The sequence below is a fragment of the Mucilaginibacter sp. genome, assembly GCF_041663085.1.
Classification (GTDB): domain Bacteria; phylum Bacteroidota; class Bacteroidia; order Sphingobacteriales; family Sphingobacteriaceae; genus Mucilaginibacter.
In genome coordinates this window covers 1-16,456 of sequence record NZ_JBAZRC010000110.1, presented here as the reverse complement: position 1 = coordinate 16,456, position 16,456 = coordinate 1, and the positions used below count along the sequence as shown (strand labels likewise).

Sequence of the window (16,456 nt, the reverse complement as noted above, 5' to 3'; positions counted from 1 at the left end):
GCCCCCGTTACGAGAGCATTGGTACCTGGGTACATGTTGACGGCCGCCACGAATGGCAAAGCAAAACAGATTCGCCGCTACCGCGCCGCGAATTTACCAAACGCAGCGATTACAACGTGCTGAACCGAGGTAACCGCATTTACCTAACCGCAAACGGCTGGATGTACGAGCAGGACAATAACAAAGTAGTACGCGGTGCCGATGGCGACAAGATCATAGCCCAGGAAAAAGGCTACGAAGAATTTACCAAGGTTGATGAAGCTAAATTTGCTTACGCCAAAAAATGGTGGGCCGGTCAGCAAGGTTACTGGGCTGATGCACGCGCCGCATGGGATAACGTATTCGCTAAAAATGCTTCTATAAAACTATCAGGTAAAAAAGATGGAAAACTGCTTTATGAGCAATTGTTTGCCCTGGCAGAAAAATCTGAAAAAGAAAAATGGAGCTCTGACAAAAATAAGGAAGAAACCATGAAAGTGATCAATAACTATGTTAATGCATCATAAATAAAATCCCCCCTTGCAAGAAAGCCGCCCGGATACATCCGTGGCGGCTTTCTTGTTTTAAAACCAAAGTACAGTGCCGCACGTTTAAATGTTATGAGCATTGCAGAAAAACTCCAGGCATCTTTAAACCAGATCCTTGCGCACGACCCATGGTACGGCCCGGCTACCTATGATATCCTTGACAGTGTATCTTTTGAAGCTGCTTACGAAAAGCCGCCCGGATCTGTACATAACATAGCCGGCATTTTGCTACACATGTTAGGCTGGGCGCAGGAAGTTGCCGCACGAATGAACGGACAAACCGCCGGTGAACCCACAGGTGGCGACTGGCCCGACCCGGGTACGCCCGATGAAGATAAATGGAAACAACTCATAGCCGATTTTAAATTGAGCAATGTTACCCTTACCGGCATCATTCAAAATTTCCCGGATGATAAATGGAACGAACCCATTAATGACGAACGTAACCGCGAACTGGGTACAGGCGTAACTTACCAGGCATTAATAGAGGGCTTGATACAACACCATATTTACCACAGCGGGCAAATAGCACTGCTGAACAGGATAGTGGGGGGATAAGGAAAACTGGTGGACTGTGCAATACCCTCCTCGGGGAAGGAGGCGGTGGGGGTTTATGAAAATATTAAATTAAGCGTGCAAATCCCTGCCACTACACAAACAGCCGCACCCCTCCCAGGGGAGGGATTTATCAATAAGGCAGCTCCTCGCAGGTAAACCCAGCTATTTGCAGCATATGGTTAATGGTTTGCGGTTCAACTCCGTTACTTACTATCCGCAGGATATTATCGCAATCTTCCAGGTCGAAATTGTATTGCTTTATCTCGGCCAGTGAGGTTAACAGCGGGTGGATGCGGTTTACCTCCTGTTTGCTGGCAACACTTGTTTTAAATATCAGCACGTCCATAATAGTAGGGTTTTGTAGGTTAAAAACCTGTCATTTAGAACGATAGAGAGAAATCTTCTACGCCACGCTTGTAGACTACACGCAAAGTGTAAAAGATTTCTCCTCGTACCTCGTTCGAAATGACAGGCCAGATTAAGTTCTGGGTTATTCTTTCGTTTCCTTCTCGGTTATCGGCGCCTCTTTCCATGCCTCGCGCCAGTCGTTACGGCCACGGCCGCCCCAGCCACAGCGGCTTTTCATTTGCTCTTTAAAACGCTCACGCTCTTCGCTAGTCATACCAGCAAGGCGTTCCTGCATCATTTGTTTGCGGCGCATCCAGGGTGCGCCACCTCCGCGGCCCCCTTTTGGCCCAAAGCCGAACAGGATCTTACACAAAACAAATATGCCCATGGCCTGCCAGAAGGTGATCGTGCCAACGTGTATAATATCGGGCAGAAGGTTGTTCCAAAGCTGCATTACTACAAAGCTTACCAGCGCTAAAATGGCTGCTACGCCTATCGGGATAAAAAAGAACCTCCCTTTATAAAATGTATTTCTCATTGTCTTATTTTCTTAAATTTTTTAATATTCTGTTATCTCTTTATACAATTGCTTTAACCGCTTGCGCAGGTGCAGCACAGCATACCGTTTGCGCGATACCAGCGTGTTGATGTTTTCGCCGGTTTTTTGGGCAATCTCCTCAAAAGGCATATCGTCAAGCTCCTGCCAAATAAATACCTGGCGTTGGTTTTCGGGCAGCTCATCAAGCGCTACAAAAAGCTGTTCCCAAAAAAGGTTGCGCAGATACTGTGTTTCGGGCGTAGTGGCTTCTGTAAGCAGGATAGCCCTAAAATCGGGTGCGTCGTCATCCTCATCATCGCCGGCAGGCAACATATCATCTATAAGGGTTTCGGTACGTTTTTTATGCTTATCGATGATCTTGTTTTTTGCCACCCGGTAAGCCATGCACTGGTTTGCTCTATCGGCTCCGCGTTTACCACACTGCTAAACTGGTACCAAACATCCTGCAGAATGTCCTCAGCATCGGCGTCGTTTTTTACCCTTTTGCGGATAAAACCCAGCAAGCTTTTACCATACGATGCAATTGTTTGTATGATGTGGCTGTTTTTATCCTGGGGCATTGCGGCTACTGTCAATTTTTTATTGTTTATAAATATAAAGACGACTGTGCTTTTAAAACATTTTAAATTATTTTTTAATTTTTAAACGTGTGTAGGATTTTAACCACAAAGGGCACGAAGATTTCACAGAGAGGCACAGAGATTAAAACCCATTTAGCTATTATTGATTCTTTGTGTGCTCTGTGGTTTCCTCTGTGTTCTTTGTGGTAAAAAATAAAATCACAACCGTGTAAAAAGCAACCCGCCCACGGCAAACCGCAAACCAAACAACTATCTTGCACGTTATTATACCATGGCCAATAAAAAAACACTGATACTTGGTGCCACGCCCAACGCTGGCCGTTACGCTTACCTTGCCGCCAACCGTTTAGCAGGTAGCGGACACAGCATTGTTAATGTGGGCATAAAAACCGGCGAGGTTGCCGGTGTACCTATCGAAAAACCCGAAACCATCCATATCGATATTGATACCATTACCCTGTATGTTGGCCCGCAGCACCAGGAGGATCTATACGATTACATCCTTAAAACAAAGCCAAAACGTATCATATTTAACCCCGGTACCGAAAACAGCGAACTGCGCCGTATGGCCCATGAGAACGGGATAGAAACAGAATACGCCTGCACATTAGTGCTATTGAGCATAGGGCAGTACTGATTTGAGCTTAAAGCTGAAAGACCAAAGCGAAAAGCTTTTAGCTTTCGTCCTTAAGCTTTCTGCTTATTTAAAGATCCGGATAACCTTCACGAACCTTTTTTGATAGCCTTTGGTCATACCTGATATGGTTACGCCATTGTCGCGGCCGGATGTGGAGTGGATAAACTGCAGCTCCTCGCCGGGGCTGGTTACCACAATGCCCATATGGCCTACTATCCTTACGGTGCTATCGGTACCGGTGAACAGGATCAGGTCGCCGGGGCGGGCTTGGGTTAACGGCACTTCATGGTTTACATTCGTAAAATCGGCAGAGGTACGCGGCACCGCTATACCGAAATGGTTAAAGGTATAGGTAATAAAGCCCGAGCAGTCGAACCCTTGTTTGGGGTCGGTAGAGGCGTATTTGTAGGGGATACCGAGGGAAGTACGCGCAAAGCTGATCAGCTCGGCAGGAGTAGTTTTGCCCGTATTGATATTATTCATCTGATCGGTGCCATCTGTAGGCGCCAGTATCACCGTTTTGCGGCCTGCCGAATCTGTTACCGTATCAGCAGCCGTAATGGTGTAGGTGGGCTTATCCGGCCCGCCGCAGGAAAGCAGGGCGAGGAACAAAAAACCGAACGAAACAGGTAGACGCATATTGCAAATACAACAGGCGCGGTATGGTTTTGTTCCATTTTTAAAACGGGACAAGCGGAACAAACGGAACACATTGAAAATGAACAACTTATTACTGACAAGATCTTGTCAGTAGTTCAACTAATACTTCCTGATTTTCGCATTAGCAGCTTATAATCAGCACTTTATTGAAAAGGCGGTTTGTCTCGTTTTTTGGTAAAATGGAAGAAAAATGAGTATGGGAAGATTTGGCAAAAAAAGGGATTTTTTTCGACTTTTTTCGACCTCAAAACGGCCTTTTTGGCTTGTATTAGGAAGCAGAAAGCCAAACAGGGCATTTATTTAAGCAACTGATTTTTAAATGATTAATATTTTAGGCTTGTTCCGTTTTTTCCGATTCGGGACAAAATGGAACATCTTTTTTATGGCTTGATAGGCTTAACAAGTGTAAGATGATTTACGCTGCGCAAAATTTAAAAACCAATGAGTTATCGATTTAATTTCATTTAAAAACTTGTATTGATAATTTCATCTATAACATTTATATAAGAAGACAATTCATCTGTAATATTAGTCATTAGACCAGTTGCCTTCTCTTTAGACTTGCGAAAACTTGTTGTCATAGGAGGTAAGGATTTAATAGCTTCATTCATTTCCACTAAACTATCATTCCCTTTTGCCATTGCTTGTTTTAACGTATTGAGTACACCAATCATCTTTTCCTTTTCTTCTTCATTTTTTATATAGTCCCTATGAATTAAAAAAGCTTTATTATAATTAGTCATTGAGGAGTTAAACATTTGACTAATGGCTGTGGGTATAGGCTCTATATTCCTATTAAATATATTTAAATCTTCTGCTGATTTATCTATAAGCAACTTAGTCTGTCGCTGCTTACTGGCAACCGAACTTTTGTTAATAGTATTTAGCCTTTCTGCCTTTTTCGTCATACTATTGCCTAAATCCTCTATTTCTTTTCCTAATTTTTCAATTTCAACTTGCATTTTAGTAATTTCCAAGTTACCCAATTCGAAATATTCAAAATACCCCAGTTCATCGTTTATTAGATTTGTCTTTTCAAGAACGATAATCGAGTTTTCTTCAGGAGTTTCTCTAATAATATCTTCAATATTATTAGAGATTTCATTTAATAAAGCGGTCAAATGCCTCCTTATTAGAATTTGAAACTCACTTATATGATTAAAGTTTGAAAATAATACACCACGATTAGATATATCATCTTTGAACGCTTTAATATTAGATATCTGCTCAGGGTCGATCTTATCAAAATCAATCGGGGATGTTTTGAAATACATCATTATATGAACACTTTTTTTATTTTGAGTATATCTTTTAAACGCCCTTTCAAATTCTTCTTTGGTTCCAGATGTATCTCTTTTTGTTGCTGCTCCAAACCTTGACCAAAAGATTCCTATGAATATATCAAAATCATCATTTATTTGATTATTGATTACATCTTGAGCATCTTGACCGACAGATGGATGTGTTGAAGATTTCCAATCTAAGACTTCAAATTTTATATTTTTTATTAAACTTTGGTTATTCAATTCGTCAACAACCTCTTTGATTGTATTCTTCTCATCGTCAACGTCACTTGGTGAAGCTATAAAAATTCGATACTCAATGGTTGTTTTTGGCATGTGATAGGTTTTTTAGCAAAATATAAAAGTTTAGCTTAAAGAACAATGTAAGTTTTTAACATAATGTTAACTTTGAAATGAGTAATAACCCTTAATGAAACCCGGCCAAACCCTCTGGACAAAAGAACAACTGCTCTTAGCCATCAACCTATACTCCAAAATACGGTTTGGGCAGATGCACGCGAGCAATAAAGACGTTCAAGAATTGGCTGCAATTATCGGTAGGTCGCCATCGTCCATTGCTCTTAAATTGGGCAACTTTGCCAGTTTCGACCCTAAGTTAAAAGCACGTGGAGTAAAAGGCCTACCCAATGTCAGTAATTTAGATAAGCAGGTTTGGCAGGAATACATGAGCAATTGGGATGAACTATTCATTGAAAGTGAGACCCTCCTCGCTCAAAAGAAAAACACAACCCTCGAGGCCTTGAACCCAATTGAAACTCCGGAACCTGAAAATACTACGGGACGGGAAGCACTACGGCAGGTTGTTGTTCGGTTAGACCAAACGGCTTTCCGCAAAATGGTGTTAAGCAATTTTAATTATACCTGTTGTATCACAGGTATAGACCAACCTGAACTGCTCATCGCGAGCCACATTTTAAAATGGAGCGAGGACGCGGGTAATCGATTAAACCCTCGCAATGGTTTAGCTCTAAATTCCTTGCATGATAATGCGTTCGAGAGGGGATTTATCACCGTTACGGAAGACCTTAAGATCAAGGTATCATCTATTTTGTTAAACAGTGATGTGCAAAGTATCAGGGATAATTTTACCGTGTTTAACGGCAAGGAATTAATATCACCCAAAAAGTTTTCTCCAGAACCGGCATTCCTGCGAATCCATAACGACCGCTTTAGACCATAGTTCACTTATATCCGATTGACACCGCCCCGGCATCCGGCTAACTTAGCTATATGCCAAACATCAAATTCCACTACCTGTATCGCGATGGTGCCAACTATAAAAATCACAGCTTCGTTATTTTCAATAACCCAACCAGTATCGCGTTAGCGGAAATAGAAAACATCATCCACCAAAAACTTATTGATGGCACCTGGTTTTATGCAGATAAATGGAACTTGCCTGATCTGCACTTTGGCACATGGGATAATGAGATCGACCATACCTGGCATGAGTTTGAATCTATCAAGTTTACAGATGAAACGGGCGAGGTTGATGTATTACATTTTCTCAGAGCTATCAGGAATTAACGCTACTTTCTCATTTCCCAATTTCTCCTTACATTTAATACCTATAACCCTAACCCATAATGAAACTATTACCCATCCTCCTGCTAACCGCAACCACCGCGCTGGTAAACCCTGTAAGTGCTAAACCAATAGCCCCCACCATCGCTTACCAAAAACCCAAACATCCGGAAAAAGCCATGACTGCCGAGCAGGTCAAAGGCATCCTCAAGGAGATGCAACAGCAGCGTAACGATGAGGAGAAGATTGCGGTAATAAAGGCCAAACTAACTGATAAACAATTGGGCCTTACCATTAACCAGCTGGCTACCCTCATGAACCAGTTCCTGACCGACGACTCTAAACTGGCGGCCGCTAAATATGCTTTTGAATACACCACCAACTACAAATCGTTCCTTGATCTGGTTAACATATTCAGTCGCGAAGAGTATAAGGATGCGTTGGAGGATTTTTATAAGAAGAATAAGTAGAAAACACCTCACACGACGCTGAGGATCATTTTCGTGACGTCACGAAAATGGTCGCCCCCATGTTCCAACGCATCGGATTACCCGTCAGAACGGGTCAGGTGCTAAGTATCGAACGCACGTAAAGGCCCGACAAAAAACCGGGGCCAAAAGGTAAAGGCCATGTGCGGGGAAGGATTTTTTTGTCTTGATTTTTGGTTACTTTGTATCAAGACAAAGTAACAGCCCTCCGCGGCGGCTGAGCGGCGATATTATCTTAGTGGTAGACTTAGCATGAGAGATGCTGAAACACGTTCAGCAGGACATATACTTCATTATCTGTCCTAAAGAGATTGCTTCGTACCTCGCAATGACGCGTGGGGATGTGAGTTCTAAAAGATTTCTCCTCACTACGCTCGTTCGAAATGACAGGGTGGTTAAGACGCGAGGTTAAGCAATACCACACATCAAGGCACAAAATTTGCTACTTTAGCATCAACTATGAAACAACGCCTGTTACTGCTGCTTTTTGCTGCTACAATTATATCTTCCTGTTCTAAAAAGATAAAGACTATCCCCGGCCGTTATGCTGCAACCAATAAGGTGTACAGCCAGCATGCCGATTCGCTGAGCCAAACCTTACTGGCCGAAGCGCCTGCGGTATTAACCGATAGCCTGGGCAGCCCCATCCCTTCGGAATGGGTGGGCACGGTTAACTTTAACCTGCGCAAACCAAACTACGTCATCATCCATTATACCGCTCAGGATTCGGTAGGGCAAACCCTCCGGACTTTCACTTTAGTAAAACCACAGGTAAGCGCGCATTACGTAATAGGCAAGGATGGCAGGGTGATACACATGCTTAACGATTATATGCGCGCCTGGCATGCCGGCATAAGCAAATGGGGCAGCATCAGCGATATGAACAGCTGCTCGATAGGTATTGAGCTGGATAACAAAGGCAACGAGCCTTTCAGCCCCGCGCAGATGAACAGCCTGCTGATACTGCTGGCCAAGCTTAAAAAGGATTATAACATCCCCACTGCAAACTTTATTGGCCATGGCGATATTGCCCCGGGCCGCAAGCCCGACCCGGGCATCCGTTTCCCGTGGGAACTGCTTGCAAACAAAGGCTTTGGTTATTACTCAGACATTATTATTGTACCCGCGCCTGCCAACTTCGACAGCGCCACCGCATTACGACTGATTGGCTATGATACCCGCAATTTGCCCGCGGCCATAGGCGCGTTTAAACGCCATTTTGTACAGCGCGAAGACTCCACCACGTTAACCCAGTTTGATCTGGATGTGTTGTTTAATGTTTACAAAAAATATTAACGCTCCGGAGTAGGTACGGGCAAGACTGATCCAATAGGGTGAAATCCTTCGTCCATTAAAACAAGCTTGCCATTTTTAAAATAATAGAATTTCTCCCCACCTCCGTGTAGGCCATCGAAAGACTGATAATAAACGGTGCGCCGTTCGGATAGCTCTACCACTTTGGCACCTTCATGTTCTTTTTTAAATTCATCTTCGGACATGTTTATAACAACCATCTTTGGTATGCTGCAGCCCATAAACAATACCAGTAATAAGGGTAGGATTAATTTTTTCATATAAGTATGAGCGCCAAATAGCAACCCGGGTTTAACCGCTCCGTAACTTTTGTCTGCAACAATTATGGTACAAAAAAGGGCGAAGAGTTTTAAACCCTTCGCCCTTTAGCTTTTACCTTTCAGCTTTAGCCTTTCTTAACCCAACTATCCTTCAGCGTAACCGTACGGTTAAACACCAGGTTGTCCGGGGTCGAGGTTTTATCTAAAGTAAAATAACCTTTACGCATAAACTGTACAGGTGTACCAGGCTTAGCGTTTGCCAGGTCGGGTTCAACGTAAACGGTTTTTAACACCTGCAGGCTGTTAGGGTTTATGTAATCCTTAAAGTCGCCGTCCTCGTTGCTTGGGTCTTCCACCTGGAACAGGCGGTCGTACAGGCGCACTTCGGCAGTTTTGGCGTGGTCGGCGCTCACCCAGTGGATGGTGCCCTTTACGTTGATGCCGCTGGTATCGTTCCCGCTTTTTGATTCGGGAATGTACGTGCAATGTATCGCGGTGATGTTACCGTCGGCGTCCTTCTCAATGCTTTCGCCTTTTATAATGTAAGCGTTCTTCAAACGTACCATCAGGCCAACACCCAGGCGGAAATATTTCTTGGTCGGCTCTTCCATAAAGTCGTCGCGCTCAATCCAAAGCTCGCGGCTAAACGGAAACTCGCGGCTGCCATCGCCACCTTCAACCTCGGGGTTGTTCTCGCCATGGAAAACATCCTTCTGGCCTTCGGGATAATTATCAATGATCAGCTTAACCGGATCAAGCACCGCCATACGGCGCCACGCGGTTTTATTCAGGTCCTCGCGGATGCAGAACTCCAGCAAACCAACGTCAATCATGTTCTCGCGTTTGGCCACACCAATCCGTTCGCAAAACTCGCGGATGCTGGCAGGCGTATAACCACGACGGCGCAGACCGCTAATGGTAGGCATGCGCGGGTCGTCCCAGCCATCAACATGCCCCTCCTCTACCAGTTGCAGCAGCTTGCGCTTGCTCATTACGGTATAGTTGAGGTTTAAACGGGCAAACTCGTATTGCTTACTCGGAAAAATGTTCAGTTTTTCGATGAACAGATCATACAACGGGCGGTGCGGAACAAACTCCAGCGTACAAATACTGTGCGTTATCTCCTCAATAGCATCGCTTTGGCCGTGTGCGAAATCATACATCGGGTAAATGCACCAGGCATCGCCGGTACGGTGGTGATGGGCATGCTTAATGCGGTACATCAAAGGGTCGCGCAGCAGCATGTTTGGCGATGCCAGGTCAATCTTGGCACGCAAAACCTTAGCGCCATCCGGGTATTTACCGGCTTTCATATCTGCAAATAATTGCAGGTTCTCTTCTACGCTGCGGTTGCGGTATTCGTTACCTTTTCCAGGTTCGGTTGGTGTACCTTTTTGGGCGGCTATCTCTTCAGATGTGCTATCGTCAACATAAGCCAGGCCTTGTTTGATCAGGGCAACGGCAAACTCATACAGCTTGTCGAAATAATCAGACGCGTAAAGCTCTTCGGCCCAGTCAAAACCCAGCCATTTTACGTCCTCTTTTATGCTGTCAACGTATTCAACGTCTTCTTTTACGGGGTTTGTATCGTCAAAACGCAGGTTGGTTTTGCCGTTATATTTTTTTGCCAGGCCAAAGTTAAGGCATATCGATTTTGCGTGGCCAATATGCAGGTAACCGTTAGGCTCGGGCGGGAAACGTGTAAGCACCCTACCCCCGTTTTTACCGGCGGCCAGGTCTTCTTCAACAATTTCCTCTATAAAGTTCAGTGATCTTTCTTCGCTCATGATGAAGCAAAAATAGGAAAAATTTAGAGGGGATGGGTAACGATATTGCAGTAACTGATACGGTGTTATGGCGTTGCCTGCGGCCCGGGCTTTCCGCTCATACTGCACAGGCATTAGGCGCAGGGCCGGTATCCGCTGCACTCCCTAACGCGGGGGTTCTGAACCTGGGCTTAAGACAAGTATCGAACGCGGGTAAAGGCCTGTGCGGGGAAGCTTTTTTCTGTCTTGATCTTTGCTTCTTTCTATCAAGAGAAAGAAGTAGCCTCCGCGGCAATGAGCGGCGTATGATTATAGTGGTTTACTTAGCATGAAAGATGCCGAAACAAGTTCAGCATGACAAATAGAAAAATGATTATCTAAAATACCTCACCACCCCATCCGCACAATTCACCCCATCAATAGCGGCAGAAATAATACCACCTGCATAACCGGCACCTTCCCCACAAGGGAACAGCCCTGCTACCTGCGGGTGCTGGAATGTCTCCCTATCGCGGGGCACTTTTACGGGTGATGATGTGCGCGACTCTACGCCTACCAGTATCGCTTCGTTGGTGTAGTAGCCTTTCATTTTACGGCCAAAGGCAGGCAGCGCTTTGCGCAGGCGGTTGTGGATCCAGTCGGGCAGTACGTCTTTCAGGTCTACACTTTTGCAGCCTGGCAGGTAAGAGTTTTCGGGCAGATCGATAGAAACCCGGCCTTCCACAAAATCAACCATGCGCTGGGCTGGTGCAACCAGCTTACCGCCGCCGGCCTTAAAGGCCAGATGCTCTACCTGCTGCTGAAAGTTCAGCATCCGGAAAGGGTCCTTCATATCGCCTTTTACATCTTCCATGTTTATCTGCACTACGGTACCTGAGTTAGCGAAAGGATTGTTCCGTTTGCTTGGGCTCCATCCGTTAACTACAATCTCATCCTGCGCAGTGGCGCAGGGGGCTATGATACCACCGGGGCACATACAAAAAGAGAACACGCCCCTGTCCTCTACCTGTTCCACCAAATTATAGTACGATGGCGGCAGGTCGGGGCCACGGTATTCGCAGTGGTACTGGGCGCGGTCGATGATTTCCTGCGGGTGCTCAATACGCACACCCAGGGCAAAGGGTTTGGCCTCTATCAGTATATCCTGACTATGCAGCATCCTGAAAACATCATGTGCCGAGTGGCCGGTAGCCAATATCACGGCATCAGCCAAAAGCTTTTCGCCATTGGCCAGCTGTACACCTTTTATCTTACCAAACTCAACCAGCATGGCGATAACTTTGGTATCAAATAAAACTTCGCCGCCTGCTTCCAAAATACTTTCGCGCATAGCGGTGATAATTTGCGGCAGTTTGTTGGTGCCGATATGCGGGCGGGCGTCAATCAAAATATCTTCGGTGGCGCCGTGGGCTACAAAGGTTTTTAATACGCCGTTCACATCGCCGCGCTTGGTGCTGCGGGTATAAAGCTTGCCATCCGAGTAGGTGCCCGCACCGCCCTCGCCAAAGCAATAATTGCTTTCGGGGTTTACCAGGCCTTGTTTGTTGATGTTGGCCAGATCGCGGCGGCGTTGCTTTACATCTTTGCCACGTTCAAGTATCACAGGTTTCAATCCCTGCTCTATACATTGCAGGGCGGCAAAGATCCCTGCCGGACCGGCGCCAACGATGATAACACGTTTGGAATCCTTTACGTTTTTATATTGCGGGATGTAAATCTCGGTTTGTACAGGCTCGTCTATAAATATGCGTACCTGCATGCGGTACAATACCTTACGACCACGCGCGTCTATCGAGCGCTTTAATATTTTAATGCCGGTTATTCTTTTTTGCGGAATGTTAACGGCGGCAGATACCAGGCCTGTTAAAACTGCTTCATCTTCCTGTTGCCCGGGCAGGCAAACAATCTCTGCTTCTTTTATCATAATGTGTTGCCGGGTTTTTATCCCGGATGGTGCAAAGATAATATTTTCAGTGGGCTGTTTCCGCTTTGTTTAACCACAGAGGGCACAGAGAATTGGCTTGATTGGTTAGCACAGAGTACGCAGAGCCTGGTAATTTATTAAGAGATCATAACGCTGTTTACTCTGTGAAAACCTCAGTGCCCTCTGTGGTTAAAGCCTAAAAGCCACGTGCACTCATAGTGTACAATATACACTTATGGGCGTACGGTACAGAACGGTTGACCGTCCGCTATCGTACACTTTTAAAATAGTTTTAAATTTATTTTATTGAAAATCAATAACTTATAAAAATGGTTGCATTTTGGCATAGGGTGTTGTAGATTAAAAAATACTAAAATGATAACTACCGTTGATAACCGCTTACAAACACTTTGGGAAGGTTGCATGCGTAACGACAGAAAGCAACAAGAATTATTATACAAAGCTTTAGCGCCAAAAATGCTTGCGGTTTGCATGCGCTATGCTAAGGATAAAGACGAAGCTCAGGATATATTACAGGAAGGCTTTATCAAAATGTTTAAAAACATGGAGAACTACCGTGGCGAAGGCAGCCTGGAAGGGTGGATCCGCCGGATAATGGTTCACAGCGCCATCTCACGCTACCGTAAAGCAAAAAGCATGGTATTGGTTGATGATTTTGCCGAACAAAACATCGCCGTTAGCAGCAGCTATAACGATAATGGCCTTGAAGCCCGCGACCTGATGAACATGGTACAGGAGCTACCCGCCACTTACCGTTCAGTATTTAACCTGTACGCTATAGAAGGTTTCTCTCACCAGGAAATTGGCAGCAAATTAGGCATGAGCGAATTACTATCACGCACTACCTTACACCGCGCCCGTACTATCCTTAAAGAAAAACTGAAAAGCTTAGCTGTAAGAGAGCGCCACTGCATGGCTGGGTAATAAGTCCCAACACCGGCCCTCTTCATACAAGAGGGAGAATACGTCAACCTACTTCACATGATTTATTGATTACCCACTGGCAAGCCCGCCAGGTTAATCAATAAATCAAAAGGTGAGTCCTCGCCGCCCCATCCTACAAAACATCTTAAACAAAAAAGTGATTGACCGGATGAACTAATCCACCCAATCAACCACTCTGTATTCTTTAATCACTAATCTCTACTTGTGTTTGCTGCTCATATAGAATACCAGTTCGCCGCCATTCATAATATCCTGGTGTGTAATGGTTAAGCTGTTATATGGTTTGCCGTTCAGTGTCATTTTTTGGATGTAAACATTTTTTTCGCTTTGGTTTTTTACGTTTACTTTAAACGTTTTGCCATTACCAACCTGTATGGTAGCATTGTTTACCGATGGGCTGCCTATAGAGTAATCAACCGAGCCCGGTGCTACAGGATAAAAACCTATCGAGCTGAAAATATACCAGGCGCTCATTTGGCCGGTATCGTCATTACCGCCCAAACCATCAGGTGTTGGTTTGTACATGCGCGGCAGTATCATACGGATGCGCTCCTGTGTTTTCCAGGGCTTGTCAGTCCAGTTGTACAGGTAAGCTACGTGGTGCGATGGCTCGTTACCATGCACATAGTTACCAATTATACCGTCGCGGGTAATGTCTTCCGTCTCAGCAAAGTATTTATCGGGCAGGTTCATGGTAAATAACGAATCAAGGTAACCTACAAAACGCTTATTACCACCCATCAGTTTGATCAGACCCGTTGGATCCTGCGGAACGAATAAGGTATAATTCCAGGCGTTACCTTCAATAAAGCCTTCGTTAATGGTACTCAACGGGTCGAACTTGGCGCGGAATGTGCCATCAGCTTTTCTCGGCCTCATAAAGCCCGATTTATCGTCATACACATTTTTGTAGTTCTCGCTGCGTTTGATGAATTCGTTGTAGATATCTGTTTTACCCAATTTTTTGGCCATCTGCGCAATAGCCCAATCGTCATAAGCATACTCTAAAGTATTTGATACCGATACGCCTGTTTTTTCATCAGGGATGTAGCCTTTATCCATGTATTCGCCAATGCCCTCGTAACTGCGGTGGCGTGCGGTAGTAACGGCGGCATCTAAAGCTTTGTTGGCATCAAACGGGGCATTGCCTTTAACAACGGCATCGGCCAAAACAGCAACGCTGTGGTAACCGCTCATACACCAGTTCTCGTTTGCCGAGTTGCTCCAAACCGGCAGCATATTCTCCGGGCTTTGGTCAAAATGTACCAGCATCGATTTTACCATATCGGCATTACGCTGCGGTTGTATAATGTTAAACAGCGGGTGCAGCGCGCGGTAGGTATCCCAAAGCGAGAAGGTGGTATAGTTGGTAAAACCATCTGCCTTGTGTACGTTTTGGTCGAGCCCTTTGTATTGCCCGTCAACATCCATGTAAACGGTTGGGTTTATCATGGTGTGGTACATGGCGGTATAAAAATCCTGCTTGCGCTCTACAGATGCATTAACCGTAATTTTCTCCAGCTCGGTTTCCCATAGCTTTTGTCCGTCGGCTTTTACCTTATCAAAATCCCATCCGGGTGCCTCGGCCTGCATATTGGCTAAGGCGCCATCCATGCTCACCGGCGACAGGGCAAATTTGATCTTGATCTTCTCGCCTTCTTCGGTTTTAAAATCAAAGTAAGCGCGGATCTGCTTACCGGCTATCTCGGGAAAGTTTTTTGATTGATTGAACTTGCCCCAAAAACCGCCGTAAACTTCGCGTTTATCGTATTTCTTAAACCCATGCTGAATGAATTTTTTGTTGAACGCCATAGCAAAGTATAAAGTACGGGTACGCGCCCAGCCATTGGTTTGGCGATAACCTACCAGCGTACTATCGTTCAAAAGTTTTACATACGTCCAAACAGTTTTATCAGGGTAATTATAGATACCCGCCATCAGGTCAAGTATCACATGCGATTGATCTGACTTGGGGAAAATGTACTGGTGGAAACCAACGCGTGCGCTGGTGGTTAGTTCGGCCGTTATGTTTGATGCATCAAGCTTTACTTTGTAGTAGTTGGCCGCGCTTACTTCATTAGCATGTGAAAATGCCGAGCGGTAACCGCTGCCGGGTACATCTGCCACGCCGGGGTTTAATTTTAAAGGGCCAACAGTTGGCATAATTAAAAAATCGCCCAGATCAGAGTGGCCGGTGCCGCTAAAATGGGTGTGGCTAAACCCTACAATGGTTTTATCCTCGTACTGGTAACCGGCACAGTATTCATAAACTTTGGGATTGTATTTCCCGTTAAGCTCATAACTGGCGGTATCAGTTTCCGGGCTAAGTTGCACCATGCCGAAAGGAACGGTTGCACCCGGATAGGTATGGCCCATACGTTGTGTGCCGATGATGGGTTTTACATATTGTACTAAATTTTCATGCGGGGTGTTTTGCGCGGCAGCCTGCAGGCCGGTGCAAATTAAAAGAGCGGCAACTATTTTCTTCATTGATGGGACTTAATAATGCGATCAGTAAAATGTATTACGCATGCAAATATAAAATCATATACCATGTAAGCTGTATTTAATTACATTTACACAGCCAATTATTGCCATTATGGCGTAAATGTTACCATTTGTAACAACGGTATGCGTTTTGTAATCTAATTCGTAAATTCACATCACCATAAACAAACAAACACAAATGAAAAATTTATTGATCGTAATAGCTGTTGTTGTAGTATTAGCCCTGATGGGTGGCTGCAGTTACAATGGCATGGTAAAGTCTGACGAGAACGTAAAAGGTAAATGGGGCGAAGTTCAAACCCAGTACCAACGCCGCAGCGATTTGATCCCTAACCTGGTATCAACCGTAAAAGGCGAAGCTAATTTTGAAAAAGGAACATTAACCGAAGTAACCAATGCACGTGCAAGGGCTACTTCCATACAGGTTGACCCAACCAAGTTAACCCCCGAAGCTATCCAACAATACCAACAGGCACAAGGCCAGTTAAGTACTGCCTTAGGCCGCTTATTGGTAGCATCAGAAAACTACCCA

19 protein-coding genes are annotated in these 16,456 nt (G+C 45.0%); 9 read left to right on the top strand and 10 right to left on the bottom strand.

Annotated elements, in window-relative coordinates; translation table 11 throughout:
* A partial coding sequence (locus tag WC615_RS17200) for a DUF6607 family protein (protein ID WP_372979308.1) occupies nucleotides 1–506 on the top strand: 506 nt, incomplete at its 5' end.
* A gap of 93 nt (nucleotides 507–599) precedes the next feature.
* Nucleotides 600–1,085, top strand: coding sequence for a DinB family protein (locus tag WC615_RS17195; protein WP_372979307.1), 486 nt, complete (start codon nucleotides 600–602; stop codon nucleotides 1,083–1,085).
* A 130-nt stretch (nucleotides 1,086–1,215) separates the two neighbouring features.
* Here the strand turns inward: WC615_RS17195 and WC615_RS17190 are convergent, their stop codons facing one another.
* From WC615_RS17190 to WC615_RS17175, 4 genes are all read right to left on the bottom strand, one after another.
* A complete protein-coding gene (locus WC615_RS17190) occupies nucleotides 1,216–1,431 on the bottom strand; it encodes a hypothetical protein (RefSeq protein WP_067063431.1) in 216 nt (71 codons plus the stop codon).
* A 144-nt stretch (nucleotides 1,432–1,575) separates the two neighbouring features.
* A complete protein-coding gene (locus WC615_RS17185) occupies nucleotides 1,576–1,971 on the bottom strand; it encodes a hypothetical protein (protein ID WP_372979306.1) in 396 nt (131 codons plus the stop codon).
* A 21-nt stretch (nucleotides 1,972–1,992) separates the two neighbouring features.
* On the bottom strand, nucleotides 1,993–2,376 hold the full coding sequence (locus WC615_RS17180; RefSeq protein ID WP_372979305.1) for an RNA polymerase sigma factor: 384 nt from the start codon (nucleotides 2,374–2,376) through the stop codon (nucleotides 1,993–1,995).
* A complete protein-coding gene (locus WC615_RS17175) occupies nucleotides 2,310–2,567 on the bottom strand; it encodes an RNA polymerase sigma factor (RefSeq protein WP_372979304.1) in 258 nt (85 codons plus the stop codon). The genes WC615_RS17180 and WC615_RS17175 overlap by 67 nt, the downstream gene beginning before the upstream one ends.
* Nucleotides 2,568–2,844: 277 nt before the next feature.
* Between WC615_RS17175 and WC615_RS17170 the strand changes: the two genes are divergently transcribed.
* Nucleotides 2,845–3,210: a CoA-binding protein gene (locus WC615_RS17170; protein ID WP_372979303.1), complete on the top strand. Its 366-nt coding sequence runs from the start codon at nucleotides 2,845–2,847 to the stop codon at nucleotides 3,208–3,210.
* Nucleotides 3,211–3,273: 63 nt separating this feature from the next.
* On the opposite strand, the gene WC615_RS17165 is transcribed toward WC615_RS17170, so the two are convergent.
* Together WC615_RS17165 and WC615_RS17160 are read right to left on the bottom strand one after the other, a co-directional pair.
* Nucleotides 3,274–3,849: a C40 family peptidase gene (locus WC615_RS17165; RefSeq protein ID WP_372979302.1), complete on the bottom strand. Its 576-nt coding sequence runs from the start codon at nucleotides 3,847–3,849 to the stop codon at nucleotides 3,274–3,276.
* A 485-nt stretch (nucleotides 3,850–4,334) separates the two neighbouring features.
* Nucleotides 4,335–5,489 carry a DUF4062 domain-containing protein gene (locus tag WC615_RS17160; protein WP_372979301.1) on the bottom strand — a complete coding sequence of 385 codons (1,155 nt, stop codon included), beginning with the start codon at nucleotides 5,487–5,489 and terminating at the stop codon, nucleotides 4,335–4,337.
* A 94-nt stretch (nucleotides 5,490–5,583) separates the two neighbouring features.
* On the opposite strand from WC615_RS17160, the gene WC615_RS17155 reads away from it, so the two are divergent.
* From WC615_RS17155 to WC615_RS17140, 4 genes are all read left to right on the top strand, one after another.
* Nucleotides 5,584–6,354: an HNH endonuclease gene (locus WC615_RS17155; protein ID WP_372979300.1), complete on the top strand. Its 771-nt coding sequence runs from the start codon at nucleotides 5,584–5,586 to the stop codon at nucleotides 6,352–6,354.
* 50 nt (nucleotides 6,355–6,404) lie between these two features.
* Complete coding sequence (locus WC615_RS17150; RefSeq protein WP_372979299.1) at nucleotides 6,405–6,701, top strand: hypothetical protein; 297 nt, start codon at nucleotides 6,405–6,407, stop codon at nucleotides 6,699–6,701.
* A 59-nt stretch (nucleotides 6,702–6,760) separates the two neighbouring features.
* Nucleotides 6,761–7,168: a DUF4476 domain-containing protein gene (locus tag WC615_RS17145; RefSeq protein ID WP_372979298.1), complete on the top strand. Its 408-nt coding sequence runs from the start codon at nucleotides 6,761–6,763 to the stop codon at nucleotides 7,166–7,168.
* A 477-nt stretch (nucleotides 7,169–7,645) separates the two neighbouring features.
* A complete protein-coding gene (locus tag WC615_RS17140; protein ID WP_372979297.1) occupies nucleotides 7,646–8,482 on the top strand; it encodes an N-acetylmuramoyl-L-alanine amidase in 837 nt (278 codons plus the stop codon).
* Here WC615_RS17140 and WC615_RS17135 read toward each other — a convergent pair.
* The 3 genes from WC615_RS17135 to WC615_RS17125 all read right to left on the bottom strand — a co-directional run bounded on the left by WC615_RS17135 (nucleotide 8,479) and on the right by WC615_RS17125 (nucleotide 12,450).
* Nucleotides 8,479–8,760: a hypothetical protein gene (locus WC615_RS17135; protein ID WP_372979296.1), complete on the bottom strand. Its 282-nt coding sequence runs from the start codon at nucleotides 8,758–8,760 to the stop codon at nucleotides 8,479–8,481. The two genes, WC615_RS17140 and WC615_RS17135, sit on opposite strands and share 4 nt — an antisense overlap.
* A 125-nt stretch (nucleotides 8,761–8,885) precedes the next feature.
* Nucleotides 8,886–10,547 carry a glutamine--tRNA ligase/YqeY domain fusion protein gene (locus tag WC615_RS17130; RefSeq protein ID WP_372979295.1) on the bottom strand — a complete coding sequence of 554 codons (1,662 nt, stop codon included), beginning with the start codon at nucleotides 10,545–10,547 and terminating at the stop codon, nucleotides 8,886–8,888.
* A gap of 352 nt (nucleotides 10,548–10,899) precedes the next feature.
* On the bottom strand, nucleotides 10,900–12,450 hold the full coding sequence (locus tag WC615_RS17125; protein WP_372979294.1) for an NAD(P)/FAD-dependent oxidoreductase: 1,551 nt from the start codon (nucleotides 12,448–12,450) through the stop codon (nucleotides 10,900–10,902).
* A 375-nt stretch (nucleotides 12,451–12,825) separates the two neighbouring features.
* Between WC615_RS17125 and WC615_RS17120 the strand changes: the two genes are divergently transcribed.
* Nucleotides 12,826–13,395 carry an RNA polymerase sigma factor gene (locus WC615_RS17120; RefSeq protein ID WP_372979293.1) on the top strand — a complete coding sequence of 190 codons (570 nt, stop codon included), beginning with the start codon at nucleotides 12,826–12,828 and terminating at the stop codon, nucleotides 13,393–13,395.
* 219 nt (nucleotides 13,396–13,614) lie between these two features.
* Here WC615_RS17120 and WC615_RS17115 read toward each other — a convergent pair whose 3' ends face one another.
* The gene (locus tag WC615_RS17115; RefSeq protein ID WP_372979292.1) at nucleotides 13,615–15,906 is read right to left on the bottom strand and encodes a GH92 family glycosyl hydrolase; all 2,292 of its coding nucleotides are present in this window, start codon (nucleotides 15,904–15,906) and stop codon (nucleotides 13,615–13,617) included.
* A gap of 196 nt (nucleotides 15,907–16,102) precedes the next feature.
* Here WC615_RS17115 and WC615_RS17110 point away from each other — a divergent pair.
* A partial coding sequence (locus tag WC615_RS17110) for a LemA family protein (RefSeq protein ID WP_372979291.1) occupies nucleotides 16,103–16,456 on the top strand: 354 nt, incomplete at its 3' end.